Here is a 26,869-nt window from a genome sequence, read left to right on the forward strand (position 1 = left end):
AGGAAGTAACTCGGGGATTAGTCAGTGTTGGCTAAACGCGAATGTCCGCCAGCGTGTCAGCCGATGCTCGACGGCCAGGAAAATGACATTGAGTGCATATCCCACCGCCGCGACCGTAAAAATTCCGGCGAACAAGGAACGTATGTCGAGCACCTGTTGAGCCTGGAGGATGAAATAACCAATACCGCTGTTGCCGGCGAGCATTCCCGTCACGACGGCAATGACCAGCGTGACACCAAGCGCTTGGCGCATCCCGACAAGGATGAATGGCAGCGCTGCAGGAAGGCCGATTTCAAGTTGGGTTTGAAGCCAGGAAAGCTGAAACGTTTGAGCAGTCTGTCGCATCGTTTTCGAAACGCTTCGCGCGCCGGCAAAGGAATTCAGCAAAATTGGAAAGCTGGCGGCAAGGACAATAATGGTGATCTTAAAGCTGTCCGCGATGCCGAGATACAGGATGAGTAGGGGAAGCAGGGCTGTGATGGGAATTTGTCGGAGGAGTTCAACAGGCGGCTCGGCAGCTCCCCAAATGACGCTTACCCTTCCCATGAGAAATCCGAGCACGATCCCGACGGCCGTGGCGACGATAAAGCCGATCGCGGTAATTCGCATCGTGTCACCGAGCGCAATGAGAAGATCGCCGTTCGTTACCTGCTCGATCCAGGTCGCATAGATATCGCTAAGAGCCGGAAGTTGCGGCATTGGATAGCTCGAAGCCACGACTTGCCAAACCACGAGCAGGACGGCGACGATCGTCCATCCGAACGCACGGCTGGCTAAGTAACGCCCGACGAACGAAACCGCAAAGCTTGAAAACCAAAATCTGGCTCGTTGTATCATGGGTGGCACCGCCTCCCCAAGGAATTCTGACGATGACATAACTGAACTTTCACTGATTGGACAATACGCGGCCCAGTAGCTCGCGACGCAGGTCGAGAAACGCAGGTTCAGAGCGCGTTTCGATCTGATGCCTTGGTCTTGGGAGATCGACGGGGACATCGAGTTGGACACCGCCACCATTGGGAGCGAGAACGATCACCCGATCTGAGAGGTACAGCGCCTCTTCGATGTCATGAGTGACAAAGACAACCGTCAGGTGATGGTCTTTCCAAACCTTGAGGAGCAGATCCTGCAGCGTTGCCCGGCTCAATGCATCGACCGCAGAAAAAGGCTCATCCAGCAGCAAGACCTTCGGGTTGGAAGCGAGTGCCCGGGCAATCGCGACACGTTGCTGCATCCCCCCCGATAGCTCTGCCGGATACCGCTCGCTGATACCGGCAAGCCCCACCTCTGCAAGCTTCTCTTCTACGAGCCCAGGGAAGTCGGCGCTCCTGGGCCGTGAACCATATGCGTGTCGGAGTCCAAACCTGATGTTGGCACCAACCGTCTTCCATGGAAGAAGCGATTCGCTAAAATTTTGAAACAGATAGCGGACGCTGGCTGGCGGTCGGATGATCGGGTCATTGCTGATGGTCGCCACCCCGGAAGAAGGCGATTCGAGACCCGCAAGCAAGCGAAGCAGCGTGGACTTGCCACATCCTGATCGACCGACAACCGAGACAAAGGCGCCATCGGCTATCGTCAAGGAGACAGGAGAAAGACCGGTAATAGCTTCTCCTCGGGCGCTCCGATAGGTTTTGCTGACGGCGGACACGGCAATCGTCATCTGCGCCCCCTACTCCGCCGCGACAAGGCCGGCTGCTTCCGAGAACCGGTTTGCAGGGCGCGTGATGCCAAGATGGCCGCGCAACGTCTCGGCTTCATACGAGGTCTTTTGAATGCCAAGGCGCTGCAGCTCGGGAACGACAAGATCGACGAATGCGTCGAGAGGTGTTCGGGCGTAAGGTGGGAAAAGTTTCACTCCATCGAATGCCCGCGCCTCGAAATTTTCCGCTATCCAGTTCGCGATCTTCTTGCCACTTCCAACCACCGGAGGCTGGTTTAAATGCCCTTTGTTGGAGATGTAGTGGAAGAGATCGAGGAGCGAGACGTTCTCGTCCCCGAAGGCCGCCAGCGCGGTCCGAAGCCACTGGTGCTTATCGAGATCTCCAGCATCGAGGACGTCGACAACCTTTTCCCGGGAATTGATCGACGCGATGTCCTTGCCGACAAGGGCCGAAACCTGGGTCGGGACATATTGGGAAACAACAAGATCCTGCACTTCGCGGAATTTACGGTGTGCTTCTGCGTCCGTCCCGCCGACGAAGAACGTAATGCCAGGGATGACGAAGAAGGTGTCTGGATCCCGGCCGAACGGCTGCAGATAGCTTTTCACCTTTTTATAGTATTCGATGTTCCATTCGGTCGAAACAAACGGACTGAAACGAATATCCGCGAACTCTCCGCCATACTGGAAGGATGCTTCCGAGCCGCCAGCATGAATGACCGGGATATGTCCCTGCGGAGGGCGCGGGAGGTTGAGCGGGCCACGAACCGAGAAGTGGTCGCCCTTGAAATCGATCGTGTGAGCTTTGGACGGGTCGATAAATTTTCCGGCTGATCGGTCGTCGAGAAAATACCCATCTTCCCAACTGTCGCTCAAACCATTGATGATCGAGATGAACTCGCGCGCCCTTCGATATTTTTCATCACCAGAGATGTGCTTGATCTGTCCGTAGTTCTGGGCAGGTCCGTCGACGCCTTCGAGACCTGTAACAATGTTGAGGCCCGCCCGGCCATTGCTCAGGTGATCGAGTGAAACGATCGCACGTGCCGTATCGTAGGGATCTTGATAGGAGCTGTTGACAGTGACGACGAGGCCGACATTGCGCGTGATTGCTGCGACGTACGAGGCCACTGTGAATCCTTCAAGCTTGAAGACGTCATTGTGCCAGAAGCCCTGCGCATCAGGGGTGCTCGATATCGCATTCCCCATGAAGTAATAGTCGAACACCCCGCGCTCAACCGCACGTGCCGTATCGGCGAGATAAACCGGATCTACAGTTCCGTTATTGAAAGCCTCCGGAAGACGCCATGCGCTGGCGTGTCTGCCGGTTGGCCAGGCGGAATAGGCGAGCTTCAATCTACGCTTGCTGGTGCTCATGGTTGTTTCTCCACCTTCAGCGTTTAATTCTTGGCAGTCGCGAAGATGTGCTTGTCCAAATCGACATCACCTGGAACGTTCGCATACTGGCTGCCGACGGCGATCCAGGCTTTGAGCTTGTCGAGGTCCACCGGCTTCTCGTATCCGAAATACTCGGTTGCGGCCTCCAGAATGCCTGGCGTCTCCTTGTCGAGCGCGCGCAGATCGATCTTTGTTTGGCTCTTTACATATTCTGCCTGCTCGTCCTTGGACAAACCGCGGTACCATATTTCGGTTTCGCGCAATGCGTCGGTGAAACGTTTCGCTGCGTCGCTGTTCTTTTCGTACCAGGCAGCCGTCGCCCACCAGCCGGCAATCGGCGAACCGTCGGCAATCTTCAGACCGCGCGTGTTAGTCTCGCCAACGGTACGGAACCCGAATTGAGCAATCCATTTGTACGCATTGACAGCGGACGATGTGAAAAAGGCGTCAGCCTGACCGCTTTGGAGAACCGCACCGAATGAGGTCTGATCCGGAACGATCGTGAACTTGACCTTTGAAGGATCTCCGCCCTGGGCGCTAACAATGGATGACGCGATGACCTTGAACTGCGGCGGAGCGCCGAGCGCAATGTTTTTGCCCTCGAGATCTTTCACCGTTTTGATGGCGCTATCCGGCTTTACCAGGATGAACTGGAACGGGCTAAGGCCGTTGTGGGGAGCGACAAACCCGATATCGAAGCCGTTCTTGATCGAGGAAAGACCCGCAAAAATGTCGGCATATCCAATGTCTGCGGAGCCGTTCACCGTGGCAGTGATGTTATTGGTGCCTGTCGCAAGCTCGCTGATCTCTAGCTTCACCCCATGTTTTGCGAATATCCCCTCCGCAATACCTGCCCGAAAATCCTGGGGCATGACTGAACCTGAGACGGCCGATATCTTCAAAGTGAGCGGGGTTTCGTCGGCCGCGTAAACACCGCCGCCCGCGACTGTAAAGATCGAGGCGGCGATAAGAACCGCCCGCGTGGTCATAAGCATGGTTATATCCTATCGATGATAATCAACATGCTTTGATATTAAATTTTGTAATTAGAATTGTAAAAATCAAATCTATAGATTTTAGTCGAAATTAATAGAAAAATTGCCCCAACCTAGGTGCGGAACGAGATTCTTCGTCTACAATTCATAGAGAAAGGATCGGTCCGGGACGTCGTCAAATTATATTTTAGTTTGAATCGGCTTTGCTTAATCGGCCTGGTCCGGTTTCAAGGGATAAGTCTGGATCAGATATCCACTCGTTTAGGTATCCGTCATATTCTGCGGTGTTCTCGTAACCCAGAACCTCCAAAGCAAGCGCTCCATAGGTGGATGCAACACCACCTCCGCAATAGGTGATGATCCGTTCCCCGGTGAGCGGCGTTACACCGCGAAAAGTCTCCGACAGCTGTTTGAAAGGCAGCATCGTATTGTTCTGCGGATCAATCAGCTTGGTGAACGGCAGATTGCTGCTGGAAGGAATATGGCCCGCTCGGGCGCGAACCGAAATCTCTCCCGAGAAATCGTCCGGCTGGAGCAGGCAGATCAAGGTCCCCTCCGCTCGTCCCGTCGAAAGTGTGACGACCTCCTCTTTGTGCGCCCATGGTTTTTCCTCGTTTTCGATGCGATAAACAGTACGCTCGAAGCGCGGAAGCCCCGTGTCCAGTCGACCACCCTGAGCCTGATATCGCTTCAGTCCGCCGTCGAGAACACTGACCTTTTCATGGCCAAGCGTTCGGAAGACCCACCACAGTCGCGCCGCCCATTGTCCGGCGAGCGCATCGTAGGTGATGACGTGAACATTGGGCCGAAGTCCAAGTTTTCCAGCCGCCTCCTCAAATTGGGCGGCTGTCGGTCGTGTGAATGATAGCGAGGACGCCGGATCGGAGAATTCGGTAAACAGGTCAGCAAAACGAGCGCCCGGAATGTGGCCCTTCTCGAGGAAATGATCGAGGCCGGATCTGAATTCGCCCCTCGCCGATCCAGAGGGTGCTGGATCGAGGAAGACGCTTGCGTCCAAAACAACGACGTCCGCCTCATTGGTGTGCGCCATGAGCCACTCGACCGAGACGAGGGGGGGAACCCGCTTTGCAATCAAGACTATATTTCCTTAGGTCCCAGAGACTTTACCGACGTGTTTTTCGAAGCTAGAATTCTAACTAGAAAAATGCGATTACATCAAGGCTTCCCGAAGCCCAAAAGCACAGGAAGCAGGATCAGTGTTCCGCCCGGGAATCAGGATTAGGGATTTGTATTCCGTTGAACAAGCGCTATTCAGACGAGCTACGTGATCGTGCGGTGGCGCTGGTGGACGAACGGCGCCTACGGAATCCGAGAGATCGCACTATTTACCGAGAAGTGGCAGAGAACCTCAAGATCGGAGAACAGTCTCTCAGGCTTTGGGTGCGGGAATTTGATAGGGAGCGAAACACTCGTATTCCTTCTATCGCGAAAAAGGACGATGACGGCGTCCCTGAGCATGTCGAAGCTGAAATGAACAGCCTTCGCCGAAAAATTGAAAAATTACAGGCGGAGAACGACGTTCTTAAACGGGCTTTCGTGGTATTTTCCTCAGAGTGGTCAAAGTAACAATGCTACCGGCCGTCTTGTTGGCATGCAGACCCGTGGATCCAGATTTTCGAACTTTCGCTTTGGCGCATTGACACAGCACAGTCACTTTTGCACGGAGGTCTACAGTCGAGGAAGCATATCAGCAGGGTACGCCGCTAAAGTCTGTAGAAGCGCTCGGCATTATCGTGAAACAACGCGAGTCGCTCATTTACCGAATAGCCAGCTGTGATAGTACGGAAGGCGTCGAAAATCCGGTCATAGCTCGAGAACAGCTTGTCCACGGGGAAATTTGAGGCGAACATGCATCGTTCAACGCTGAAAGCCTCGATGGCTGTCTCCACATAAGGCCGGAACTCCTCAGTCGTCCAAGTACAGTTGCCCATTCCAAGGCCCGAAATTTTGCAAGCGATATTGGGGGCTGCGGACAGTCTTTCCATCGCCAGGCGCCAGCCGCCGAAATGGTCAGGGCCATCCACCTGCATGCCCGTATGGTTAAGGATGATCTGAACGTCGGGAAAGTCGGCGGCCAGATCGACAAACTCGTCCATCTGCCAGTAATAGAGCTGCAGATCGAAACTCAGCTCGCGCTTCGCCAATTCGCGGAAGCCGTTGCGCCATTCAGGCGTTCGGCTGACTTCCGGTTCCGTCAGGTAGGTTTTAGCCGCGTCGTGATGAAAATTCATCGATTGCCGGATGCCGCGGAAATTGGCGTATTGCATGTGCTCGTCCAGCAGATCGCCGACATCGCGCTTGCGCAGGTCGGCATATCCCACGATCCCGTGCGGGAACCCATGCCTGTCGGCAACTTGTTGCAACCACCGGGTTTCCCCAGCCGGATCCTTCGGGTCGTATCCGACATCCAGATGGACCGCCTTGACGAGGTTCTGCCCGCGGGCATCCGCCAGAAAATCGGCGATAAGGTAGGTTTTGTTGATCGCGGTATAGTCCCCGAAGGCGGACGGTTTTACGCCGTCGGAAAGCCAAGGGTAATAGTTGTTGTCGAGGTCCCAAAGATGGAAATGTGGGTCGACGATCGGCAAGTCATCCATGATTGCATATCCAGTAGATGTTGAAACGGTAGCGGGCGGGGATAAACACCGCGCCCGCGAAGAGATTATTTGGAAGGCGGGAATACGCGGGCAATCACCTTTTTGGCGTCGTCGGAATCGACCTTGTCTGCTGTCACGAGAGGCATGACCAGCGCAAGATCCTTCTTGACCGGCGCTCCCGTCATCGCATTGAAGACCTGTTGCGTACCGTCGATGCCCTGCCCGACGGCTTCCTGGAAAAAGATCCCCTGGATAGCGTTGGACCTCAGTAATGCGATCGTCGTCGGGCTGCCATCGGCAACCGCAACACCCACCTTGCCTGTAAGGCCGCGGGTCTGCAGCACCTTGGCGGCGCCTGTGCCTGCCTCGTCATACATGCCGTAAATGGCCTTGATGTCCGGGTGGGCGGTCATCATGTCGTTGGCCTGGGTCACGGCCTCGTTGACGGTCAGTCCGCGTGTCTCGAGCATCTGCGCCAGCTTGCAACCATCCGCCTGAAAGGCCTCCTGTGCGCCCTTCAGATATTTCTGGGCGTTTTCCCGATCCTGTGGCAGGGACAGCATACCCACTTGATCGCCACCTCGCTCCTTGGCAAGTTTGCACACGAAGCTGCCTTGGGCTTTGCCGGTCTCGTAGTTGTTCGCCGTCACGGACGACGTGTAGTCTACCTGGCCGGGTTGCGGACCAATACCCGCGAATGCGATCGGAATGTTCTGCGATTTCAGATAGGCAAGCAGCGGAGGCGTGCTGGTCGAGCTGACAGGTCCGATGACGATCGCATCCACGCCCTTTGTCACCGCCGTGCGCGCGTTGTCCATCTGCTTTGCCGGCGAGTTTTCCGATGTATATTCGACATAGTCCATGCCGAGTTCCTCGGCCTTCTGCTTGACGCCGTAACCGACCCATTGCCAGTAGGAAATGTCCAGCGACGGTGCCAGATAGGCGACGGTTTTCTTGTCCTGTGCCTGCGCGCCGCCGCTTGCCAGACCGATCGCCAATACAATGCCTGCAGCGAGCGCCAGGCGGCGTTTTCCCGTATTTTTCATTTCAGTTCCTCCTCCCAAGGCCCGGGACATTCCGGTCCAAACCATTTAACGAAAACCGCGTCGCGCCTTGCCGAAGCGATCGATCAGGACCGCCGTCAAGATCGCAAGACCCGTGACCGAACCCTGCCAAAAACTGTTGATACCGATGAGATTGACGCCATTCTGGATCACGGTGATCATCAGGGCGCCGAGCACCGCACCGACAGCCGTTCCCGTGCCTCCCAAAAGGCTAGCCCCGCCGATCACGACGGCCGCGATCGCCTGCAGCATCAGGCTCGCGCCGGCGGTTGATTCCGCGTTGAGGATGTAGGAGATCGTCAGCAGCCCGGAAAAGGATGCGAGAAGAGACGAGGCCACATAGGCGAAGAACTTTGTCCGTTTGACCGGAATGCCCAATAGATAGGCCGCGGTTGAACTGCTGCCGACCGCATAGAACCAGCGGCCCGCCACCATCTTCTTGAGGAACAGCTCGATGACGATCAGGAAAACGACGCAGAACAGGATATAGTTCGGGACGCTCGGTATAAGGCTGCCGCTGTTTAGCAGCCAGAAATCCGGATCGCCGATCGGCATCGAACGGCCGTTGGTGACGATAAATGCCAGCGATCCGGCAATCGCAAAAGTGACCAGAGTGACCACGAAGGGCGCAAGCCCGACAATCGTCACCAGAAAACCGTTGATAGACCCGAATATCAGTCCGACACCAAGCCCGAAGGATGCGGCTGCAACCCCGCCGAAACCCTGCGCCATGGCCTGTGCCGTCACCATGCCGGTGAGCGAAAAGACCGATCCGACGGACAGATCGATGCCGCCGGTAATAACGACCAGAAGCACGCCGAGCGACATGATGATAAGCGGAGCGCCGGCCTGGGTGATGTTGGCGAAATTCCCCCAGCTGAGGGCCTGGGGTACCTGTGACCCGACGGCAAGCGCCACCAGCACGATCGCAAGCGCGATGGCAATTTCGGTTCGATAAGTGCCGAACAGGCTTTCCCGATGCTTCACCGCCGCATGCTGCGTGGGCTCGGCCGGAACTCTTTCTGGCGCGTATGTCATGCTGCCATTCCCGTCAAATGCGCGAGTGCATCCTCGCTGAGGTTTTCTTTTTCGATGATCCCGGCGCAGAGTCCATCGGTCTCGAAGGCCATCACCCGGTCGCAGACTTCCAGAAGTTCCGCGTTTTCCGTTGACCACCAGACGATGATCGTGCCGCTGGCAGCCATCTGCCGTATCAACTGGTAAATCTCCTTCTTGGTGCCGATATCGACGCCGCGCGTCGGCTCTTCGAGAACGAGAAGGCGTGATGGAACTCCGAGCCAGCGCGCTAAAAGAAGCTTCTGCTGCGTCCCGCCGCTCAAGGTGCTGGGCAGGTCCCAGATGGAGGCAGCCTTGACCTTGAGTGCATTGATCAGGTCGAGGCATTCCAAACGCTCGGACGCACCTGCCAGCATGCCGCCACGCACGATCCGTCTCGAGGCCATCACATTATCGATGATGGGAAGGTCGGCCAAGATGCCCTTGTGGGCGCGGTCGCCGGATATGAACCCCGACCCTTTCCGCGCCGCATCGCGCGGAGATGCGAATTTTTCGGGCCATCCGGCGCGTGCCACGACCCATCGTTTTGCCTTGGCGGCGCCAACCAAGGCTTCGATCAGGGTCTGTGGCCCGGCCGGCGCGCCGGCGATACCGAGAACCGTTCCGGCCTCGAGCGACACCTCTAGATCGGCATCTCGGATGACCAGCCTATCCGGATGCGCAGGGTCCGGTTTGAACCGGGCGGGTGCCGCAGTCTCCGCCTGCCTTGCGAAGACCTGCCCCATTTTCTCGACGATCATGGCGTCGGTCAGGCTGTCGATCGCGGACCGGTCGACCGCGGTCCTGCCGTCACGAATGATGGTGCAAACATCGGCTATTTGCCTGATTTCCTTCATGCGATGCGATACGAAGACTACTGCAAGACCCTTTTCGGTCGTCAGCCTGCGCAGGACGGAAAAGAGACGCTGCGTTTCGACCGCAGTCAGGTTGGCGGTCGGCTCGTCGAGCAGGATAAGCTCCGCGCCGGAGGACAATGCCCGAGCAATCTCGACCATCTGTCCCTGGTGGAGCGTTAGATCACCGACAAGGCTGTGAAGCGATGTATCGGCGAACTCCCGATCGATCAGGCAAAGAGCCTCGTGCGCCATGCGCCATGCGCGCTTCCTGTCAAACAGACCGAAACCTTTCGGCAACCGCGGCAGGATCAGATTTTCTGCAACGGTCAAATGCGGCAGAAGGGCGAGTTCCTGGTGAACCACGGCGACCTTCGAACGCCCCTCCGTTTCGGATAGCAGATTGCCGGTTGCATCGTGGAATGTGATCTTGCCGGCGTCCTTTGCGGCCAGTCCGGTGATAATCCGGATCATCGTCGACTTGCCGGCGCCATTTCCACCGAGCAGGGCATGGACTTCGCCGCGTGCGACCGAGAAATCCACTCCCTTGAGAACGGAAGTCGCGCCGTAGGACTTGGTTAGCCGCCTGACGGAAAGAACCGGTTGCGATTGGTCAGCCATGACATTCTCCTCAATAGATCGTCAGAGCAGGAATGAAGCTCACTGCCATCAGAAGCAGCATCGCCATCCCGAAAAAGGGCCAGAGTTCGCGCGTCGTGGTGCCAAGCGGTGCCTTAGCGATGGACGAAGAGATGAACAGCGTCGTGCCGATCGGCGGCGTGTAGAGGCCGATGCCGAGGTTGATCACCATCATCAGCCCCAACTGGACGCGGTCGAGCCCGATCGCATCGGCGAGCGGCACGAAAATCGGTCCGAGAAGCAGGATCGCCGGAGGCATGTCGAGCGGCATGCCGACGATAAGCATCAGGATGTTCATCATCAGGATGATGACGATGGGGCTGGAGATATTGGCCGCGACCCATTCCGCCATCTGTTGCGGAGCCTGGTCGAAGGTGAGGACCCAGCCGACGGCAGCACTGCCCATGATCACCAGCATGACGACGCCGGTGGCCACGCCTGCCTCGACGATGTTTTCGCAGAAGCGCGGCCAGGTCAGATCGCGATAGACCAGCAGGCTCAACAGCAGCGAATAGACTACGGACAGAACTGCGACTTCGGTTGGTGTTGCAAAGCCGAAGCGCAGCAGAAGGATGATGAGGATGGGCAGCAGGATTGCAGGAGCACTCTGTAGCGCAAGCCTTGCGAGCTCGCGCTTCCTCATCTTGACCTTTTGGGCGCCATAGCCGCGGCGCACCGAAATGAACCAGCAGACGAAAACGAAACTCGCGGCCATGATCAGGCCGGGGAGAATGCCTGAGACGAACAGGTTGGCGACGCTGACACCACTGACCAGTGAGTAAAGAATCATCGGGATCGACGGCGGGATCAGAACATCGATGACGGACGACGTCGCGTTGTTTGCAGCGCAGAGTGCAGGCGGAAATCCCTGCTTCTTCTGCCAAGGGATCAGCACGGAACCGAGCGCGCTGGCGTTTGCAACGGCAGAGCCAGACACGCCACCAAACACCACCGAGGAAACAACTGTCGTTGAGAGCGGCCCGCCGCGCCAGCGTTGCATTGCCTTGGACGCGAGTTCGAGCAATTGCTTGCCCAATTCGCCGCCGAGCATCAATGTCCCCGCCAGCATGAAGAACGGCAAGGCGAGCATCGGAAAGGACTGCGTCTGGTCGTAGACCTGTTGCGCGACGACCGACAGCGGCACGTATCCATTGAAAAAGATGCCGAGGCCTGCAGCGATGATCAGGCCGTAACCGACAGGTACGGCCAATACCATGAGGACGCAGAAAGAGACGATCATGATCAGTGTCATAGGGGCATCTCCTCGGCCTTGATCTCGATCCTCTGATCCCAGCCGAAGCGAAGGACACGGAGCGTCGCCGCTACGGTGACGAAGGCCACCAGCACAGCCCCGACGGCCAGCGCGTAGTAGCCGATGCTATTGGGCAGTTGCAGGACCGGACTGTGTTCGAAGCCAGCGATTTCGGCCACAACGACCGACTGGTAGGCCAGGATGAGGAACGAGATGATACTGATGACGTTGGCGACAACGAATGCCGTAAGCCGGGCACTGCCATCAAGCTTGTCGTAAAGCCACTCGACGGCCATGTGGCCGCCGGCATGCGCTGCCAGAACGATGCCCGCGATGATGAACCACGGGAACATCAGCATGGGCAGCTCCTGCGCGAAGCCAAAGCCGCCGCTTTCGAGCGTATAGCGAGCGAAGACGTTTGCCGTCATCACCACCGTCAGCGCGATGCCGCTGGCGATGATGACGAAACGGGAAAAGAGGACTATGGCGCGCGACACCATGTCGACACCCTTGAACAGCATCTGCATTGGGAAGCTCCGTTCAGTGGCAGGGCTTTACGCCCTGGCCTCCGCTTCGATCTTGCTGACAAAATCGCCGAACGGCTTCTTCTTCCAGTTCTCGGCAACGCTTACGGTAGCCTTGACGAAGGCTTCGTGCTCGACTTCTGTAACCTCGACAGCCGCGCTGCTCTTGAAATTGGCAAGAACCTGCGCGTCCTTTTCCGCAGAAAGCTTGCGCTGCAGGTCGCCGGCCTCATTGGCCGCCGCCCTGACCGCTTCGAGATCGGCGCCAAGACGCGCCTGGGCGATCTTGGACATCAAGAACGGTGTGGATTCCCATTTGTGCGCGGTAAGGCTTACATATTTGTTGACCTCGAACAGCTTGGAGCTTTCGATATTAGCCAACGGGTTTTCCTGTCCATCCACGACACCTTGCTGCAGCGCGATGTAGAGTTCTCCGAAAGCGATCTGTTCGGTTGCGGCACCGAGAGCCTGGAAGATGTCGATAGTCATCGGATCGGCGGGCGTGCGAACCTTCAACCCCTTGAGTTCTGCGGGCGCGGAAATCTTGCGTTTCGAATTGGTGAGGTGGCGAATGCCGTTATCCCACCAGTCGAGCGGAACGACACCGACCGCCTCGAAACGCTTGTTGAGGTCTGCACCCACAGGTCCGTTCAGAACCTCCATGGCCTTCTTTGTGTCGGGAAACAGGAAGGGCAGGCCGAGCGCCGCGAGTTCAGGCACGAGGGCGGACGTCGCACCCTGGCTATTGGCGGTAAAATCGAGCGCGCCAGTGCGTAGGCTGGTCAGCATGGCGGAATCGCTGCCCAGCGTTTCGGCGCCGGCAACGTTGATCCTCACGCGACCGGCGGTCTTTTCCGCCACCAGTTCTGCGAACTTGGCTGCGGCTACGGTGCGCGGGTTTCCGGGGGCTGCGCCGTGCCCAAGGGTCAATGTGGTCGCCGCCCGGGCCGGACGAATGCCGAAAACCACGGCAGGGGCCGCCAGGGCGCCGGTCACGACGGTTAGAAAAGCGCGTCTGTTGATATGCAAGCTCATGTTCTCCTCCACTATGTGCTTACGAGAATGATCGGCCCGCACTCCCATCCGGGCCGTCATAGAAGTCTATTCATCCAGCCATGACTTGATCGCCGCTGTCACTTTCAGTATCGAAAGACCATACTGGTCATGCAATGTCGGAAGTGCTCCTGCTTCCAGGAATTCGTCAGGAAGACCGATCTGCCGGAATGCAGCAGGTCTGACGTCAGAGCGCATCAATGTTGCACCGACGGCCTCTCCCAGTCCGCCGATAACAGTGTGGTTTTCCGCCACCACCACAAGCCGGTTCTGCTTGCGGCATTCGGCAAGGATCGTCTCCACGTCGAGCGGCTTGATCGTCGGTACGTGCAGAACGGCGGCATCGACGCCATCCTTCTGCAGGTTTTTTGCCGCTTCCAGCGCGCGCATCGTCATCAGCCCGGACGAGATGATCAGCACATCCCTGCCCTCACGGATGATCTTGGCCTTGCCGAGTTCGAACTTGTAGCCGTATTCGTCAAGCACCAGCGGCACGTTACCACGCAGAAGACGCATATAGACCGGGCCCTTGTGGGCTGCGATAGCAGGCACCGCCTGCTCGATCTCGCTGGCATCGCAAGGATCGATTATTGTCAGGTTCGGCATGCCGCGGAACATGGCGATATCCTCGGTCGCCTGATGGCTGGGGCCGTAACCGGTGGTGAGGCCCGGAAGCGCGCAGACGATCTTCACGTCCAGCATCTCCTCGGCGATCGCCAGGCAGATGAAGTCATAGGCGCGGCGCGATGCAAACACGGCGTAGGTGGTGACCCAAGGCTGAAAACCCTCGCGCGCCATTCCCGACGCCGCCATCATCAGCAACTGCTCGGCCATGCCCATCTGGTAGAACTTGTCGGGATGGGCGGCGCGGAAAACGTGCAGGTCGGTATATTTCGCAAGATCAGCCGACATACCGACGATGCGGTCGTTGTTTTCCGCCAGCGCAGCAAGCGCGTTTCCAAATGGTGCAGGCTTTGTCGGCTGTTCCGGGCCAGCGATTGACGCGATCATGGCAGAGGTGGTCAGGCGCGGACGGTCGGCACCATGGGTCAAAAAATCCGGACGGATGTATTTCGAGCGTCTCATTCTCCTGCCCCCGCATCGATAATCCTGATTGCTTCTTTCCACTCGTCCGGCTCAACCCGAAGAAAGTGGTTTCGCTCGCGCGCTTCCAGGAAGGGCACGCCCTTTGCCATTTTCGTATCACAGATGATAATTCTCGGCTGCTCTCCTTTGTAGTGGCGGGCAGCGTCGAAGGCAGCAACCAGAGCGTCGAGATCATTGCCATCGACCCGCAGGACAAACCAGTTGAACGCTTCAAATTTTGGCCCGAGCGGCTCGAAATTGAGAACGCCCATAGACGGGCCATCTGCCTGCATTTGATTGACATCAACGATGCCAATGAGATTGCCCAGCTTGTAGGAGCCTGCCGACATCGCCGCCTCCCAGGTCGACCCCTCGTCCAGTTCTCCATCGGAAAACAGGTTGTAGACGAAGGCATCCGATTTCTTGCGCTTCAGCGCAAGCGACATCCCGACGGCGATGCCAAGGCCATGACCAAGCGATCCGCCGGTGATTTCCATGCCCGGCGTATAGCTCGCCATGCCAGACATTGGCAGCCGGCTTTCATCGGTGCCGTAGGTTTCGAGCTCATCCTCGGGGATGATCTTCGCCTCGATCAGCGCCGCATAGAGCGCGATCGCGTAATGTCCGATCGACAGGAGGAAGCGGTCGCGACCTTCCCATTCCGGGTCGTCGGGACGGTAGTTGGTGGCATGGAAATATGAAACGGCAAGCACGTCGGCAACGCCGAGTGCCTGGGCGATATAACCCTGCCCCTGCACTTCACCCATCCTCAGCGCATGGCGCCGGATACGCCGGGCGCGCTCGGGCAGGCTGATATTGTGACCCATTTGTGCCATCGGCTGGCATCTCCTAGAATATATACGTGGCGATACGGCCGATCAGTGGATCAGCATGCCCCCGTTGACGTCGATCACTGCACCGGTGACATAGGCCGACAGGTCGGATGCCAGGAACAGATAGATGTTGGCGACATCGCGTGCATCACCGAGACGGCTTAGCGGAATGCCCTTGATGATGTCGGCGCGCATCTCGTCCGTCAGCTTGCCGCCGGTAATGTCGGTCTGGATCAGTCCCGGTGTGACCGAGTTGACGCGGATGCCGACAGGGCCGAATTCACGCGCCATGGCCTTGGCAAGGCCAAGTACGCCAGCCTTGGCTGCGGAGTAATGCGGGCCGCCGAAAATTCCACCACCGCGCTGCGCCGACACCGAGGAAATACATGCGATCGAGCCGCCGCCATGATCGCGCATGCCTGGGATGAATGCCTGGCTGAGGAACAGAATGCCGGTCATGTTGACGGCGACGATGCGGTCCCAGTCGGCGGGAGTGATATCCAGCGTTTTGACCGGCTGGGTGATGCCGGCGTTGTTTATAAGTGAATCAATCTTGCCGAAAGCAGCCTCGACCGCGATTGCGGCAGCCAGGCAGGATGCCTTGTCGGCAACATCGCATCGCAGCCCGATATGACTGCCGTGCGACACCTTCGGCAATTCGGTGGCAGCGACTTCCGCTGCATCACCGTCAATGTCCAAAATGGCCACACGAGCGCCATGCTCGGCAAAGAGTTCGGCTGTGGCGCGGCCGATGCCACGCTTGCTTGCCGCGCCCGAAATGACCGCGGTTTTCCCTTTTAACAACATGAAAATTCTCCTCCCAATGCCTCCCCGACACCGGTCCTCTCATCAACGGCTGTCGCCGAATGAGATCAAGTTGGCAAATCATCGGGCCGACGACAAACGCGATATTTACACTGGGAGGTGAATCTGGTTCACTAATCTCATGCTGAATATGGCCTCCTTATCTGCATTTCGCATCTTCGAATCCGCGGCCCGTCTCGGATCGTTCCGGGCTGCTGCGGAGGAACTGAGCCTGTCGCCCAGTGCCGTCAGCCACGCGATAAAAGGCTTGGAAAAAAGCCTTGGTGTTGCTCTGTTCGAGCGCACGACACGGAACGTGGCGCTGACGCTTTCAGGCCAGACGATGCTGACCCATGCATCGGGCGCCTTCGAGGAACTTCGGCGCGGTGTTGAGGCGATCTCATCCAATCGGGCGCATCTGCTTCGGGTCCACTGCGCACCGAGTTTTGCGGCACAGGTTCTGTCTCCCTTGTTGCCTTCGTTTCTAAGGCAGAAACCGGGCGTCGAAGTAAGGATCGCAGCGAGCACGGCCTACGCACGCTTTGTCGACGGCCTTTATGATGTAGATATCGTCTATGGCGAGCCGCTCAACCGGGAAGATCTGATTGTCGTTCCGCTTGGAGAAGAGATCGTCTCACCAGTGTGTTCGCCGGCACTTGCTGCATCGCTCGTATCTATCCGTGACCTGAAGAGATCACCTCTCATCCGGAGTGATCTGAAACGCATACAGTGGATCGATTGGTTCGAAATCAACGATCTTGGCCCTCCTCCCCAACCGGCTATGTCATTCGACCGATCCTTCCTCGCTCTGGACGCAGCCGCCAACGGGCTCGGGATCGCATTGGAATCAAACCTGCTGGCGCGGCGGGCGCTCGAGAATGGACAATTAGTGCGCCCGTTTGTCGGCAATTATCGTGACAACCGCTACATTGGCCATTATCTCGCCTACCCCAAATCCGGTAACCAGCGGCGCCTTGCCCGTGAATTTGCGGCATGGCTCGAGTTTGAACTAACAGGTAGCACCGGCGCATGAAGTCTTTAGGCAGACCCCATTTCTAATTGGTATCCTTGCAAAGATCAGACGGGGAGCATAGGTACAAGGTCTCATCTGTTTCCGGTAGTCACGTCAAATGGGTAAAGAACAAAAGTCTGTAGAGCAGTTGTTGAACGAATGCGCTGGCTTCGATCTGCGCAGGACAGCTCGGCGGGTTACAAACCTTTATGATCAAATTATTGAACCATCCGGGATTACGGCTGCGCAATGGCCCCTTCTAAGGGCCCTGGAGCACGGGACTTTATCAATGTCGAGACTGTCAACCGAACTGCAGGTCGATCGAACCAGCCTTCGCCGCATGCTTGATCCCTTAGAAAAGCACAACCTCGTTGCCGTGAGCCGAGATCCCCTCGATAAACGAAGCCGGCTCGTATCGCTGACCGAGCAAGGAGATCTGGCAAGGAAGAGCGCCCACACCCATTGGCGGCGGGCGCAGGAGACGCTTTTCCAAATCCTTGGCGAAGACCAGTGGCGGGATCTGGTTTCTGTTCTGCGCAAAACTAATCGGGCGGTTCGTGAAGCGACCCGAGATGATCGCGACGAGACGCTTGGATCCTAGGCATTTGCTGCCAACCCCGGTTGATCAGCATCGGAGACGAACCGATCCACCAGGTTCGCTAACGCGAATTTTGTGACTTTACCCATCGGATTTTTTGGAAGTGAATCCACAAACACGACAAGCGTCGGGCACTTGTAGTGCGCGATTTTCGATCGGCAGCGCGCCATAACCTCGTGCTCTGTCAGCCGGAGGTCATCGGTTAGGACCACTGCAGCCGTCACGCTCTCGCCCCATTTCGGGTCTGGTCTTCCAAATACCGCAGCTTCGCGTATTTCGGGGAAGGCGAGAAGAACGTTTTCAACCTCGGCGGCGTAAACGTTCTCGCCACCTGAAATGATCATTTCCTTGAGGCGACCTTTTACGTCAACGTTGCCGAAGGCATCGTAGACCCCGATGTCGCCGCCGTGAAACCATTCCTGCCGCAAAGCCGTCTCGGTCGCGGCTGGGTTTTCCCAGTAACCGCTAATAACCTGTGGCGACCGCACCACGATCTCGCCAGGCTCTCCCCTTGCTGCGATTGAGCCGTCCGCTGTTATGATGGCTACCTCTGCGCCGGCCGGCGCGCGACCGACGCAACTCGGCGCATGACCACCACCGGGTATGGCGCGATGGACAGCGATGCTACCGGTTTCCGTCATACCGAGTGTGTTTGTGACCTCTACCCAAGGAAGTAACGCGTGGATTCGTGCCAAGAGGACATCGGGTAGCGGTGCCGATGCTGAGCTCCAGTAGCGGAACTCGCGTAGCTGCTCCTTGATGCCACGCTTCTCAATTTGGTCAAGCATCTCGAAACCAATAGTCGGCGGTACGAAGAGAGTGGCGACCTGATGTTTGATCGTTGCGTCCAATACGGCGTTTACGTTGAACTCGCTGTGAATTTTCGCCCAGCCTCCGCTGGTTAACGTACCTATAATTGCTGGTTCGTGCCCCGTTATGTGAAACATCGGGGTTGTCACAAGCCGTGCTTTCTGGCGATGTGTTCGCAATTCTGACAACGTGCTCAGGAACGAGAACCACATCACGTTCCTGTTGCTTCGGACCGCACCCTTTGGAAAGCCCGTTGTCCCCGCGGTGTAGAGGATCGACGCTGCCCGGTTCTCATCCGGATTGATGGCAGGAAAGTTCTTTTCCACGACCAGGTGCGCGACTTCATGAGCAGAAAGACGATCGAACCCAGCGAACTGGACGTCAGACGGAACATCGTGGCGGATGGCGGGGACAAGTGCCGCCAAATCGTCGCTGTGCACTAGTAACTTGGAACCGCTGTTGCGAAGGACGTAGGCAATCTCAGGCGCCTTGAGCCGAAAGTTTACAGGGACAATGATCGCCCCAAGCGCGTTTGCGGCAAGGTAAAGATGGATAAATTCGAGACTGTTTCGGCCAATGATCGCGACCCGGTCACCCGCGCCGACACTGTATGTCTGCGAAAGAAGAGTGCTAAGGCCTCCCACGTGATCAACGATATCACCGTAGGTCGCCGTGCGCCCGTCCACGTCTATCGCGAGGTTTTTTCGGCGCCATCGCGCGCTTCGTCTGATCAGCGACAAGATATCGATAGCATTGAGGAGAGGCGCAGGGGTGGTCGCACTTGAAATGTGCCCATCTGCGTGCGGGCGATCATGTGCCACCAAATAGAAACCGTCCGACCTCAGGGAACACTGAAGTGGAACCTCCGACCAACCGGCTGGTTCACGTTCTTCGCCGGAAAAGGCCCGACGCACCGCACTGACTTGTGGCGAGCGGACAAGGAGGCGACCGGCCGAATTTTCATCCTGCAAAACGTCGCCAGCGGCGTGGACGGCGATATCGACGCTTGGAAAGCCTTGCCATAACGACTGATCGAAATCGTATTCTGCGATGATGCCGTTCGCGGTGTCGCCAAGGACGAGATGCACGTCGGCACCCGCACGCCTCAGTGAAAAACACTCTTGAAGTTGTTCGCTCGTCGGAAGGCTTGCCGTGTCGCTGAAGACGATGAGCCTCAGGCCGGCAAGCGAGCCGGACGCTTCGAGGATTGAGCGTGCGCGGGCAAGACTGTGAAGATCGACGACCCAAGTTTCGACGACCGAGCGAACCCGATTGGGAATAGGGCTTTCCGTATCAAGTTGCAGCACGTGAACGCCGCTCATAATGCTTGCAAACAAGAGCGACTCGAAGAGGAGATTTTCCACTCTGCCCAGCGCACCAATCGTATGTCCCCGGTCATTATCAAGAGCAAAAGATGCAAACAGCCCCGTGTAGACCACGTTAAGGTGAGTTCGCCCTACGAGGCTCAACGGCCCCTCGTCGTCCGTCAACACCCATGACACGATTTCTCCCTCGCCGTCGCTGTGCCGCACAGCTGGACGGGTCCGCGCGACCGATCCAGCCGAACCCCTAAAAATCTCATCGACGGTTATCGAATGCTGATGCGAATATCGGTCCTCAGCGATCCAGAGATCCAACGCCGGATACTCTCCCCTGGGGTGACTTTGAATGAGAACAGGAGTGGCGCCTAACGCCAATACCGCCCAAAAAAGCAAAGCACGCTCTGAAAAATCGCTAGTGGCGATTGCCACTTGCATTCCGGCTCTAATACCGGCCTCAAAAATGGCTCTTGACAATTCTTGCACGCGCGCCTCGGCCTCGGCGCCTGTGAAAGTTCCGCGCCTCCCCGTTAAAACCTGCAAGTCGTGGTTGGCGGTCGTCCCGCGTGAGAGGAAAGTTGCAACCTCGATACCGTCTACTTTTAGTGGCGCTGTGCGTGTCATGGGTACCTCGTAAAAAATCGTCGTCTCTAAGCGAACGACAGATGTTGTCATTTTCTAACGAGGTATAGGCACTCAGAAAGACACGATATTTCGGTAATCTGGAGCAAAAGGAAAAAATATGTGTGTGCACACGCTTTATAGTAATCTACTATTTCGATAGAGTTTAAAGACAGGATTAGCGATGAAGTTATCAGGTGTGCGCGTGCTGGACCTTTCGCAGTTTATGGCGGGGCCATTGATTTCCGCCGTGATGCGCGATCACGGAGCTGATGTCATCAAAATTGAATCTCGTACCGGTGACCCTACGCGGCACGCCGGCCGCGTTGGTGAGGAGGAAAGTACCTTTTTCGCCAGCCTTAATCGCGGCAAACGTTATGTCGCTGTGGATCTGAAAGCTCCTCAGTCGCGATCCGCACTGCAAAAACTAGTTCAGGCCGCTGACGTGCTCGTGGAATCTTTCGGACCGGGCACGAGTCGCCGCCTTGGCCTCGACTATAATACTGTGAAGGATTGGAACCCCGACCTCGTTTACTGTTCGGTCAGCGCTTTTGGTCAAACTGGTCCCTTGCGCGAGGTCGGCTCGCACGACCAACTGGTGCAGGCGATTGCTGGCACATATGCGCGAGGCCATGACGGCAGTCCGATTGCGCCGACTGTCCCTATCGCCGGCGTTGTTGCCGCCTACTCGGCTCTTTCTGGGATTCTGATGGCGCTTCTGGCCGCACGCGAAGGGAGAGGAGGCGACCATCTTGATCTCTCAATGTTCGATGCGACACTAACTGCGCGCCCCACTGCCCTGTCACAAGCGCTGAGCACCCTCGATGCGCCGCAGGAATTTACTTTCAATGTCGGTATCGCTCTTCTATCGACTTACCGCACTGCGGACGCCAAATGGCTTTCTTTGGGTGCGCATGAACCTCGATATGCACGGGCATTGCTCCAGGCTCTGGAGCGCGAGGATCTAATCCCGCACGCGATAACGCCGGGGGCAGATCAATCCGCCGTAGCGAGCTTTTTAAGGCGCGCTTTTGCCTCGAGGACTTTGGACGAATGGCTCGAGTGGACAAAGGACAAGCGGCTGAGCCTCGGTCCCGTATTGAACTTCGCTGAAGCCTTGGCCCATCCACACACCGAGGCCCGCAGCATGCTTTTGCGAGACCGGAACGGTCGGCCGCACCTTGGAACACCGCTCAAGTTTTCGGCCGATCCTGGCGAACCCGACCTACGCCTGGGGCGGGTCGGTGAAGATACCCTTGCCGTCCTCAAAGAGATTGGTATCGACGAAAACTCCCTGGATGAGCTGCTTCGGACTGAAGCGATTTTCGCCCCTGACGCTCCAGGTATCGGTGCTGGCTATAAGACGATCCTGCAAGAGGCGCCAATCCATGGATGAACAGCACTCTTCGAGCCAAAGGTGGACCATGGCAGTACGATTTTTAACGCTTTCTTTGTTTTTCACGTTGGCTTTCGCCGCGTTCGCAGGACCGGGCCAGGCGCAGGAGAAGACGAAATTCCGCTTCGGCGTTCTATACTCAAATCCCCTCGCAGCATTGATTGCCGTTGAGCGTGGCTATTTCAAAGAAGAGGGGATCGATGTCGAACTCGTCCCAGTCCAAAACGGCCCTGCAGCCATTGCCGCCGCGACCAGCGGCGCCGTGGATGTGACGTTCGGGGACATCCTGGCATGGTCCAGCGGTCTTTCAAACGGCTTCACCAATGTAAAACTTTTGCTGCCGGGTACGTACAACGGTAGTTCGGACCTGTTGGTTGGACCCAAGTCAAGTTTGCGCGTAGCTTCCGACTTTGTAGGCAAGCGCATCGGCGTTCCCCCTGCCCCGACTTTTGGTCTTTCCGTGCGCATATGGCTTGAGGCCGCCGGCGTAGACCCTTCGAGCGTCAAGCAGGTGATAATTCCTACAAACGGAGACGGCCAGGCGCTGGCCCGCGGCGATGTTGATGCTGTACTGACGTTCGAACCGGCGTCGAGCCGTCTGGTGCTTGAACAAGGCGCCGTCTCTCTCGGCGATACAACGGAAAAGGCCGCTCCCGAAGGAGCAACCTTCACCGCTTATTACGCCAATGAAAACTTCGCTAAAACCAATCCCGAACTGCTTGCTCGGATCGCCCGAGCTATCAATCGCGTGGTCGCTGATGAGAAGAATATAACGATCAAGGAACGGGCGTTGATCCTCGGTAAATATAGCGGAATAGACTTGGTCGAGCTGGACAAGGCCGTGCCCGGTCTCATCGATCGCATCCGTTTCGGCAAATTTCAGACCAAACCCGTAAATATTGCCGCAACGCAGGCATGGCTCGATCGAGCTGCAAAATTCGGGGGCGTTCCTGCTTCCGTGGACATCACGCCGCATATTCTATCACCTGCTTTGGGGAAATAAGTTCGTGAGTACGCTTTCGACATCAAATAGTGGCGCGCGTCCGATCTCGCATGGCGCCCGGGTCGCGTTCTCCGACATCGCTAAAGGATACGGGAATGGGAACCGCCAGTCTTTGGCGCTTCAGGGGCTTAGTGGCACCGTTGCGGCAGGTTCCTTCGTGTCCGTCGTTGGGCGGTCTGGTAGCGGGAAGTCAACGCTGCTGCGCATTCTTGCAGGCCTCTTGCCTTCTGACGCAGGCCTGATCGAGATCGACAACAACGTGGTTGAAGGCCCGCCTTCGGGCGCCCGGTATGTCTTCCAAAATTACAGCGAATCTCTTTTTCCCTGGTGTTCTGTCGAAGCCAATATCCGCTTTGGTCTTAAGAACGGGTCTGCCACGCGAAATTCCAGCGATGCGGGTCCGCTTCACTATCTGAAGCTCGTCGGGTTGGAAGATGCTGCGGCCAAGTACCCGTGGCAGTTGTCAGGTGGCATGCAGCAGCGCGTTGCGATAGCCCGAGCGTTGGCGTCCTCGCCTCGTGTTCTGCTGATGGACGAGCCTTTCGGCGCGGTTGACGCTCTCAGTCGTTCCAAGCTGCAGGACATGCTGCTTAAACTTTGGGAAGAGCTTGGCCTGACTATTCTGCTTGTCACGCATGACATCGACGAGGCCCTCTACTTGTCAGACCGCATCCTTGTACTGAACCCGGACGGCGATGGTTTCGCTGCGGACGTTGAGGTTGCTCTGCCCCGCCCGCGCTCGCAGATCGAGACGCGCGAGCACGAAGCTTTCAGCCATCAACGGCGGGAACTGTATCAGCTGATCCTTGGCCAGTAGCTCACATTGGAACAACGCATGACGATTTCAACCAATACATATGCTGTGCCCATCCCCAAGTCCAATACCGGTCGCGGCCCTTTCACAAAGGTGGCCTTTCGGCCTCCATTGCGCACATCCGGATGGATCGCAGTGATATTGTTGCTCGTGTCGTGGGAGCTCAGCGTTAGGCTCGGGTTTATCGCTCTCCCGAGCGTCCCCGCCCTTTCGAAAGTTGCGACGACCTGGTGGCTGGAAGCCAGTTCAGGACGCCTCATTAGTGAACTTGGCTCGACGCTTGGCCTGATGGCAGTTGGATATGGCCTTGCCGCAATAATCGGCATAGTTATCGGGTTGGCGATGGGGAGCAGTAAGGTCATCTGGGAGCTGCTGGAACCCTTTGTCGAGCTTTTGCGGCCACTGCCCATTTCAGCGCTTGTCCCGCTACTTATTCTCTTCCTCGGGATCGACGCCGCTCTCAAGGTCACGGCAGTCACGCTCGGCGCGGTCTTCCCCATCCTTGTCAATACATATGCGGGTGTACGATCGGTGACCCCGACGCTTCGTGAAACAGCGAAGACATTCGAGCTGAGCCGATGGCGGACGCTGATCGCTGTCGTTTTTCCTCATGCCTCACCATACATCTTTGTCGGTCTTCGAACTTCGCTCGCCATTTCGCTCATCATCAGTGTTTTTGCGGAAATGATCGCGGGCAGCGCAGGGATGGGTTTCTTCATCCTCCAGGCGCAGCAGACATTGAGTGTACAGAAGCTTTATGCCGGTGTTCTGACCCTGGCAGTCGTCGGATATGTGTTGAACGCACTCTTCCTGCGATTAGAAAATCTCGTTCTTCCATGGCGCGTGGATGGACCACTTCGTCGAGCTTAGCCGCGAGAACCTCGCTCCAAATTGTCAGGAGATTCAAATGACCACCCTTGCTCCCCAAGCACCGGCAAAAACCGTGGGCCTCTCAAGCACCGAAGCGGAGGAGGTTGCGCTCCAAACACGCCTCAAGGCAGGTGGAAACGTCGAAACGATCGATGAGATGACTGACCGGTATCGGTTGGTTCTGAAAGCGACGATCTCCATTTCTGCCGATCTTGAGGTCATGACGCTACCCTTGCAGCACAATTCGTTTTTCAAGAGCAATTCGATCAACGAGCGCATCGCTTTGGCTTCGGCATTGCAAGACGAGATGGGCCACGCCCAAATCATGTTTCGGCTGCTTGAGGATTTCGGAATAGACCCCTACGAGCAACTTTTCATCAGGCGGCCTGAAGACTTCAAAACATTCTATAATCTTGAGTGGGAGCCTATTGACGCGATCTCCACGGCCGTGGGTCACATCATGGGTGACGCGGCGGGTTACATTACGACGATCGACCTAGAATCGAACTGTTCTTACGGCCCCTACAGCAGATCGCTTCGCAAAGTTAACTTCGAAGAGAACTTCCATGTGAAGCGCGGCGAGTACAGTATTCGACATTACATGGGGCTGGGTGAAGAGGTGCGTCAACGCGTTCAGGCTCAGATTGATCTGACGTTCCCACGCACGGCGGAATGGTTCGGCACGACCGACGACGTCAAGTCGCGTACAGACCAGTTGCACTATCGCGTCCGGGGACTGAGCAATGATCAACTGCGTCAGCAATGGCTGTCCAGGGTAGTGCCGTTTTGCGAGGAGGTCGGGCTGAAGGTCCCTGCCCATTTTGACGCGGAACTCGGGATTTACGTGTTGGATTACCAGCTTCCCATCCTGTTCAACAATGAGGTCGGAAAATGGGACTTCCGCACAGTGACGTGGGAAGAGAAGAAGGCGCAGTGGAAGCGCGGCGGACCATTTAAGATCCCCGGACTGACACGCCTTCAGCAAGAGCTCTGGGGAGACGACCTTTGGTAACGGAACTCCAGGTCAAGGCCGCACTGAGGGCCGTGCACGATCCCCACGTACCGGTTCCCATCGAGGAGATGGGCATGTTGCGCGGGATAGAGATTGCCGATGATGGGACCGTTATGGTCGAACTCGGCATCCCTTGTCTGGCTTGTCCAGGCGTCTCAATGCTGAAGAACGATATAGTTCAGGCCGTAAGCACGATTGCGGGTGTCACGGGCGTCATCGTTGACGAAGGCTGGCATCACCACTGGACGACGAGCATGATTGCGCCGGAAGCACGGGAATTCATGCGCAGAAATGGAATTCGAACATGAGCGAAAAGAGCGGTTTCAAGAAGATTGATACGGCCCTCGAAATCGGGCCTTCTGGGCCGACCCACTATGAAGTGTTTGCGCGTGCCGATGCAGGGGCCCAACTCGAGCATATCGGAAGTGTTGAGGCCCCGAATGTAAAGCTTGCGAAAGCGCGCGCTTGGTATCTTTTCGATCACATTTCCTGGCAGCAAATGATCATCGTTCCGTCAGTAGCGATCGTGCAGATTCATCCTGCCCGCAACCATCTCGAACCTGGAGCCTGAACGATGTTGTCACAAAAAGCATTGGAGAAGCAGCTGTTCAGCGAGTTGCTCGCTATAGCAGATACCAAATTTGTACTTGGAAGCTGGTATTTCATCGCTCTTCCGAACGGTCGGTCAGTGCAGGATTGGACCGCGCTTTGCGCACTAACGCAGGATCACTACGGCCACTCCCGCGCTCTTTACCGTTACTTTGCCCGGTACGGTTTCACGCGACCGGAAGCAGAGTGGCAGCGTGAAGCGGCCGACATCCGAAGCGCCCGCGTGCTCGATTATCCGCCTGAGTCCTGGGCTGATCTCATCGTCACGGCGTATCTTGTGGAACTCGCCGTAACTTTGAGGCTAGGCTCATTTGCTGCGGCTGATGGTGACGGCGCGTTTGCGCGTCTGGCGCGCAAGATCCAAAACGAGTCGAGGTTCCACCTTGTGTATCTCGAAGGATGGCTGGACGTTTTGACGAACGGTATCGATGAGGATATTCACCGTTCGCTGCAAAAGCGCCTGAAGCTGTTTATCGAGTGGTGGGGCCCAGCGGATGTCGATGATGTGGTCCATTTGAGCGGCACCCGATCAATCGATGATACGGCACTGCTTGCCGAGTTCAGAGAACAAGTTAGCGCCGCCCTCCCGGCGTTCTCGTCGACTATCAATGAATTGACCGCTGGAAATCGTGGTGGCGCGGTCTCGGCTGAACTTCGTCGAAGTGGACGGCGGGGCATACCCGAGACGCTATATGAGCTCCTTCGCTTCAAGGAACCTGAACTTGCGGTCCCGTGAAACCTCTTCGAGCGTCACGAATCCTCCTATCTCTGTTCGCTGCACCCATTGTGATGGAGACAACGTGCGCATGGAGTCGCTCTTCGGAGGGAGCGTTTCCGAGGTGCTGTATCGGTGCCTCGATTGTCGAAGCTTTTTTCATTGGGTGAAGTGGCGAGACGATCTTCGTCAAGAAGAGGAGAAGAGTTTTGGAAGATGAGCTCGCAGATCGTTAGATTGGTCGCCGTACC

Annotated in this window: 28 protein-coding genes; 12 read left to right on the forward strand and 16 right to left on the reverse strand. The window is 56.9% G+C overall.

Annotation, left to right across the window (positions count from 1 at the left end; genetic code table 11):
* Positions 1 to 21: 21 nt before the first annotated feature.
* The 5 genes from CFBP5499_RS28165 to CFBP5499_RS28185 all read right to left on the reverse strand — a co-directional run bounded on the left by CFBP5499_RS28165 (position 22) and on the right by CFBP5499_RS28185 (position 5,152).
* Positions 22 to 837 carry an ABC transporter permease gene (locus CFBP5499_RS28165; RefSeq protein WP_158523329.1) on the reverse strand — a complete coding sequence of 272 codons (816 nt, stop codon included), beginning with the start codon at positions 835 to 837 and terminating at the stop codon, positions 22 to 24.
* A gap of 49 nt (positions 838 to 886) precedes the next feature.
* Complete coding sequence (locus CFBP5499_RS28170; protein WP_080830854.1) at positions 887 to 1,663, reverse strand: ABC transporter ATP-binding protein; 777 nt, start codon at positions 1,661 to 1,663, stop codon at positions 887 to 889.
* Between the two features lie 9 nt (positions 1,664 to 1,672).
* Complete coding sequence (locus CFBP5499_RS28175) at positions 1,673 to 3,040, reverse strand: NtaA/DmoA family FMN-dependent monooxygenase (protein WP_080830852.1); 1,368 nt, start codon at positions 3,038 to 3,040, stop codon at positions 1,673 to 1,675.
* Between the two features lie 23 nt (positions 3,041 to 3,063).
* Complete coding sequence (locus CFBP5499_RS28180; RefSeq protein ID WP_158523328.1) at positions 3,064 to 4,050, reverse strand: ABC transporter substrate-binding protein; 987 nt, start codon at positions 4,048 to 4,050, stop codon at positions 3,064 to 3,066.
* A 193-nt stretch (positions 4,051 to 4,243) separates the two neighbouring features.
* A complete protein-coding gene (locus CFBP5499_RS28185; protein WP_080830847.1) occupies positions 4,244 to 5,152 on the reverse strand; it encodes a sulfurtransferase in 909 nt (302 codons plus the stop codon).
* Between the two features lie 161 nt (positions 5,153 to 5,313).
* Here CFBP5499_RS28185 and CFBP5499_RS28190 point away from each other — a divergent pair, with 161 nt between their 5' ends.
* The gene (locus CFBP5499_RS28190) at positions 5,314 to 5,643 is read left to right on the forward strand and encodes a transposase (protein ID WP_130932624.1); all 330 of its coding nucleotides are present in this window, start codon (positions 5,314 to 5,316) and stop codon (positions 5,641 to 5,643) included.
* A gap of 137 nt (positions 5,644 to 5,780) precedes the next feature.
* On the opposite strand, the gene CFBP5499_RS28195 is transcribed toward CFBP5499_RS28190, so the two are convergent.
* The 10 genes from CFBP5499_RS28195 to CFBP5499_RS28240 all read right to left on the reverse strand — a co-directional run bounded on the left by CFBP5499_RS28195 (position 5,781) and on the right by CFBP5499_RS28240 (position 15,842).
* Positions 5,781 to 6,674 (reverse strand): amidohydrolase family protein, encoded by an 894-nt coding sequence (locus tag CFBP5499_RS28195; protein ID WP_080830843.1) that lies wholly within the window; start codon positions 6,672 to 6,674, stop codon positions 5,781 to 5,783.
* 65 nt (positions 6,675 to 6,739) lie between these two features.
* Positions 6,740 to 7,720, reverse strand: coding sequence for a substrate-binding domain-containing protein (locus CFBP5499_RS28200; protein WP_080830841.1), 981 nt, complete (start codon positions 7,718 to 7,720; stop codon positions 6,740 to 6,742).
* 45 nt (positions 7,721 to 7,765) lie between these two features.
* Positions 7,766 to 8,776, reverse strand: coding sequence for an ABC transporter permease (locus CFBP5499_RS28205; protein ID WP_080830839.1), 1,011 nt, complete (start codon positions 8,774 to 8,776; stop codon positions 7,766 to 7,768).
* Positions 8,773 to 10,269: a sugar ABC transporter ATP-binding protein gene (locus tag CFBP5499_RS28210; RefSeq protein WP_080830837.1), complete on the reverse strand. Its 1,497-nt coding sequence runs from the start codon at positions 10,267 to 10,269 to the stop codon at positions 8,773 to 8,775. The genes CFBP5499_RS28205 and CFBP5499_RS28210 overlap by 4 nt, the downstream gene beginning before the upstream one ends.
* 10 nt (positions 10,270 to 10,279) lie before the next feature.
* Positions 10,280 to 11,539, reverse strand: a complete 1,260-nt coding sequence (locus CFBP5499_RS28215) for a TRAP transporter large permease subunit (RefSeq protein WP_080830835.1) — start codon at positions 11,537 to 11,539, stop codon at positions 10,280 to 10,282.
* Positions 11,536 to 12,066, reverse strand: coding sequence for a TRAP transporter small permease (locus CFBP5499_RS28220; protein WP_080830834.1), 531 nt, complete (start codon positions 12,064 to 12,066; stop codon positions 11,536 to 11,538). The genes CFBP5499_RS28215 and CFBP5499_RS28220 overlap by 4 nt, the downstream gene beginning before the upstream one ends.
* Before the next feature lie 27 nt (positions 12,067 to 12,093).
* Positions 12,094 to 13,098 (reverse strand): TRAP transporter substrate-binding protein, encoded by a 1,005-nt coding sequence (locus CFBP5499_RS28225; RefSeq protein WP_080830832.1) that lies wholly within the window; start codon positions 13,096 to 13,098, stop codon positions 12,094 to 12,096.
* A 66-nt stretch (positions 13,099 to 13,164) separates the two neighbouring features.
* A complete protein-coding gene (locus CFBP5499_RS28230; RefSeq protein ID WP_080830831.1) occupies positions 13,165 to 14,202 on the reverse strand; it encodes a transketolase family protein in 1,038 nt (345 codons plus the stop codon).
* Entirely contained in the window at positions 14,199 to 15,038 is an 840-nt protein-coding gene (locus tag CFBP5499_RS28235; protein WP_080830829.1) for a transketolase, read from the reverse strand. The genes CFBP5499_RS28230 and CFBP5499_RS28235 overlap by 4 nt, the downstream gene beginning before the upstream one ends.
* Before the next feature lie 42 nt (positions 15,039 to 15,080).
* Entirely contained in the window at positions 15,081 to 15,842 is a 762-nt protein-coding gene (locus tag CFBP5499_RS28240; RefSeq protein ID WP_080830828.1) for an SDR family NAD(P)-dependent oxidoreductase, read from the reverse strand.
* Positions 15,843 to 15,981: 139 nt separating this feature from the next.
* On the opposite strand from CFBP5499_RS28240, the gene CFBP5499_RS28245 reads away from it, so the two are divergent.
* Together CFBP5499_RS28245 and CFBP5499_RS28250 are read left to right on the forward strand one after the other, a co-directional pair.
* Entirely contained in the window at positions 15,982 to 16,872 is an 891-nt protein-coding gene (locus CFBP5499_RS28245; RefSeq protein WP_080830826.1) for a LysR substrate-binding domain-containing protein, read from the forward strand.
* Positions 16,873 to 16,969: 97 nt separating this feature from the next.
* Positions 16,970 to 17,452, forward strand: a complete 483-nt coding sequence (locus tag CFBP5499_RS28250; protein WP_080830824.1) for a MarR family winged helix-turn-helix transcriptional regulator — start codon at positions 16,970 to 16,972, stop codon at positions 17,450 to 17,452.
* On the opposite strand, the gene CFBP5499_RS28255 is transcribed toward CFBP5499_RS28250, so the two are convergent.
* Positions 17,449 to 20,202 carry a class I adenylate-forming enzyme family protein gene (locus CFBP5499_RS28255; RefSeq protein ID WP_158523327.1) on the reverse strand — a complete coding sequence of 918 codons (2,754 nt, stop codon included), beginning with the start codon at positions 20,200 to 20,202 and terminating at the stop codon, positions 17,449 to 17,451. The genes CFBP5499_RS28250 and CFBP5499_RS28255 overlap by 4 nt on opposite strands.
* Before the next feature lie 181 nt (positions 20,203 to 20,383).
* Between CFBP5499_RS28255 and CFBP5499_RS28260 the strand changes: the two genes are divergently transcribed.
* The 9 genes from CFBP5499_RS28260 to CFBP5499_RS30945 are packed head-to-tail and all read left to right on the forward strand — an operon-like array spanning position 20,384 to position 26,838.
* On the forward strand, positions 20,384 to 21,595 hold the full coding sequence (locus CFBP5499_RS28260) for a CaiB/BaiF CoA transferase family protein (protein ID WP_080830820.1): 1,212 nt from the start codon (positions 20,384 to 20,386) through the stop codon (positions 21,593 to 21,595).
* Positions 21,588 to 22,598 carry an ABC transporter substrate-binding protein gene (locus CFBP5499_RS28265; RefSeq protein WP_158523326.1) on the forward strand — a complete coding sequence of 337 codons (1,011 nt, stop codon included), beginning with the start codon at positions 21,588 to 21,590 and terminating at the stop codon, positions 22,596 to 22,598. Before CFBP5499_RS28260 ends, CFBP5499_RS28265 begins: the two co-directional genes overlap by 8 nt.
* Before the next feature lie 4 nt (positions 22,599 to 22,602).
* Positions 22,603 to 23,415, forward strand: a complete 813-nt coding sequence (locus CFBP5499_RS28270; RefSeq protein ID WP_199445989.1) for an ABC transporter ATP-binding protein — start codon at positions 22,603 to 22,605, stop codon at positions 23,413 to 23,415.
* Between the two features lie 18 nt (positions 23,416 to 23,433).
* Positions 23,434 to 24,282: an ABC transporter permease gene (locus CFBP5499_RS28275; RefSeq protein WP_080830814.1), complete on the forward strand. Its 849-nt coding sequence runs from the start codon at positions 23,434 to 23,436 to the stop codon at positions 24,280 to 24,282.
* 37 nt (positions 24,283 to 24,319) lie between these two features.
* Complete coding sequence (locus CFBP5499_RS28280) at positions 24,320 to 25,294, forward strand: 1,2-phenylacetyl-CoA epoxidase subunit PaaC (protein ID WP_080830811.1); 975 nt, start codon at positions 24,320 to 24,322, stop codon at positions 25,292 to 25,294.
* The gene (locus CFBP5499_RS28285; RefSeq protein WP_158523325.1) at positions 25,288 to 25,602 is read left to right on the forward strand and encodes a metal-sulfur cluster assembly factor; all 315 of its coding nucleotides are present in this window, start codon (positions 25,288 to 25,290) and stop codon (positions 25,600 to 25,602) included. The genes CFBP5499_RS28280 and CFBP5499_RS28285 overlap by 7 nt, the downstream gene beginning before the upstream one ends.
* Positions 25,599 to 25,865, forward strand: a complete 267-nt coding sequence (locus tag CFBP5499_RS28290) for a hypothetical protein (RefSeq protein ID WP_130932623.1) — start codon at positions 25,599 to 25,601, stop codon at positions 25,863 to 25,865. Before CFBP5499_RS28285 ends, CFBP5499_RS28290 begins: the two co-directional genes overlap by 4 nt.
* Before the next feature lie 3 nt (positions 25,866 to 25,868).
* Positions 25,869 to 26,639, forward strand: a complete 771-nt coding sequence (locus tag CFBP5499_RS28295; RefSeq protein ID WP_080830806.1) for a Phenylacetic acid catabolic protein — start codon at positions 25,869 to 25,871, stop codon at positions 26,637 to 26,639.
* On the forward strand, positions 26,596 to 26,838 hold the full coding sequence (locus CFBP5499_RS30945) for a hypothetical protein (protein ID WP_419458346.1): 243 nt from the start codon (positions 26,596 to 26,598) through the stop codon (positions 26,836 to 26,838). The genes CFBP5499_RS28295 and CFBP5499_RS30945 overlap by 44 nt, the downstream gene beginning before the upstream one ends.
* Positions 26,839 to 26,869 lie beyond the last annotated feature (31 nt).

The sequence above is a fragment of the Agrobacterium tumefaciens genome, from assembly GCF_005221325.1.
Lineage (GTDB): Bacteria > Pseudomonadota > Alphaproteobacteria > Rhizobiales > Rhizobiaceae > Agrobacterium.

Coding starts and splice junctions, on each gene's coding strand:
- CFBP5499_RS28165 (WP_158523329.1), bottom strand. CDS start 837: ATGATACAACGAGCCAGATTTTGGTTTTCAAGCTTTGCGGTTTCGTTC.
- CFBP5499_RS28170 (WP_080830854.1), bottom strand. CDS start 1,663: ATGACGATTGCCGTGTCCGCCGTCAGCAAAACCTATCGGAGCGCCCGA.
- CFBP5499_RS28175 (WP_080830852.1), bottom strand. CDS start 3,040: ATGAGCACCAGCAAGCGTAGATTGAAGCTCGCCTATTCCGCCTGGCCA.
- CFBP5499_RS28180 (WP_158523328.1), bottom strand. CDS start 4,050: ATGACCACGCGGGCGGTTCTTATCGCCGCCTCGATCTTTACAGTCGCG.
- CFBP5499_RS28195 (WP_080830843.1), bottom strand. CDS start 6,674: ATGGATGACTTGCCGATCGTCGACCCACATTTCCATCTTTGGGACCTC.
- CFBP5499_RS28200 (WP_080830841.1), bottom strand. CDS start 7,720: ATGAAAAATACGGGAAAACGCCGCCTGGCGCTCGCTGCAGGCATTGTA.
- CFBP5499_RS28205 (WP_080830839.1), bottom strand. CDS start 8,776: ATGACATACGCGCCAGAAAGAGTTCCGGCCGAGCCCACGCAGCATGCG.
- CFBP5499_RS28210 (WP_080830837.1), bottom strand. CDS start 10,269: ATGGCTGACCAATCGCAACCGGTTCTTTCCGTCAGGCGGCTAACCAAG.
- CFBP5499_RS28215 (WP_080830835.1), bottom strand. CDS start 11,539: ATGACACTGATCATGATCGTCTCTTTCTGCGTCCTCATGGTATTGGCC.
- CFBP5499_RS28220 (WP_080830834.1), bottom strand. CDS start 12,066: ATGCAGATGCTGTTCAAGGGTGTCGACATGGTGTCGCGCGCCATAGTC.
- CFBP5499_RS28225 (WP_080830832.1), bottom strand. CDS start 13,098: ATGAGCTTGCATATCAACAGACGCGCTTTTCTAACCGTCGTGACCGGC.
- CFBP5499_RS28230 (WP_080830831.1), bottom strand. CDS start 14,202: ATGAGACGCTCGAAATACATCCGTCCGGATTTTTTGACCCATGGTGCC.
- CFBP5499_RS28235 (WP_080830829.1), bottom strand. CDS start 15,038: ATGGCACAAATGGGTCACAATATCAGCCTGCCCGAGCGCGCCCGGCGT.
- CFBP5499_RS28240 (WP_080830828.1), bottom strand. CDS start 15,842: ATGTTGTTAAAAGGGAAAACCGCGGTCATTTCGGGCGCGGCAAGCAAG.
- CFBP5499_RS28245 (WP_080830826.1), top strand. CDS start 15,982: ATGCTGAATATGGCCTCCTTATCTGCATTTCGCATCTTCGAATCCGCG.
- CFBP5499_RS28250 (WP_080830824.1), top strand. CDS start 16,970: ATGGGTAAAGAACAAAAGTCTGTAGAGCAGTTGTTGAACGAATGCGCT.
- CFBP5499_RS28255 (WP_158523327.1), bottom strand. CDS start 20,202: ATGACACGCACAGCGCCACTAAAAGTAGACGGTATCGAGGTTGCAACT.
- CFBP5499_RS28260 (WP_080830820.1), top strand. CDS start 20,384: ATGAAGTTATCAGGTGTGCGCGTGCTGGACCTTTCGCAGTTTATGGCG.
- CFBP5499_RS28265 (WP_158523326.1), top strand. CDS start 21,588: ATGGATGAACAGCACTCTTCGAGCCAAAGGTGGACCATGGCAGTACGA.
- CFBP5499_RS28275 (WP_080830814.1), top strand. CDS start 23,434: ATGACGATTTCAACCAATACATATGCTGTGCCCATCCCCAAGTCCAAT.
- CFBP5499_RS28280 (WP_080830811.1), top strand. CDS start 24,320: ATGACCACCCTTGCTCCCCAAGCACCGGCAAAAACCGTGGGCCTCTCA.
- CFBP5499_RS28290 (WP_130932623.1), top strand. CDS start 25,599: ATGAGCGAAAAGAGCGGTTTCAAGAAGATTGATACGGCCCTCGAAATC.
- CFBP5499_RS28295 (WP_080830806.1), top strand. CDS start 25,869: ATGTTGTCACAAAAAGCATTGGAGAAGCAGCTGTTCAGCGAGTTGCTC.
- CFBP5499_RS30945 (WP_419458346.1), top strand. CDS start 26,596: ATGAGCTCCTTCGCTTCAAGGAACCTGAACTTGCGGTCCCGTGAAACC.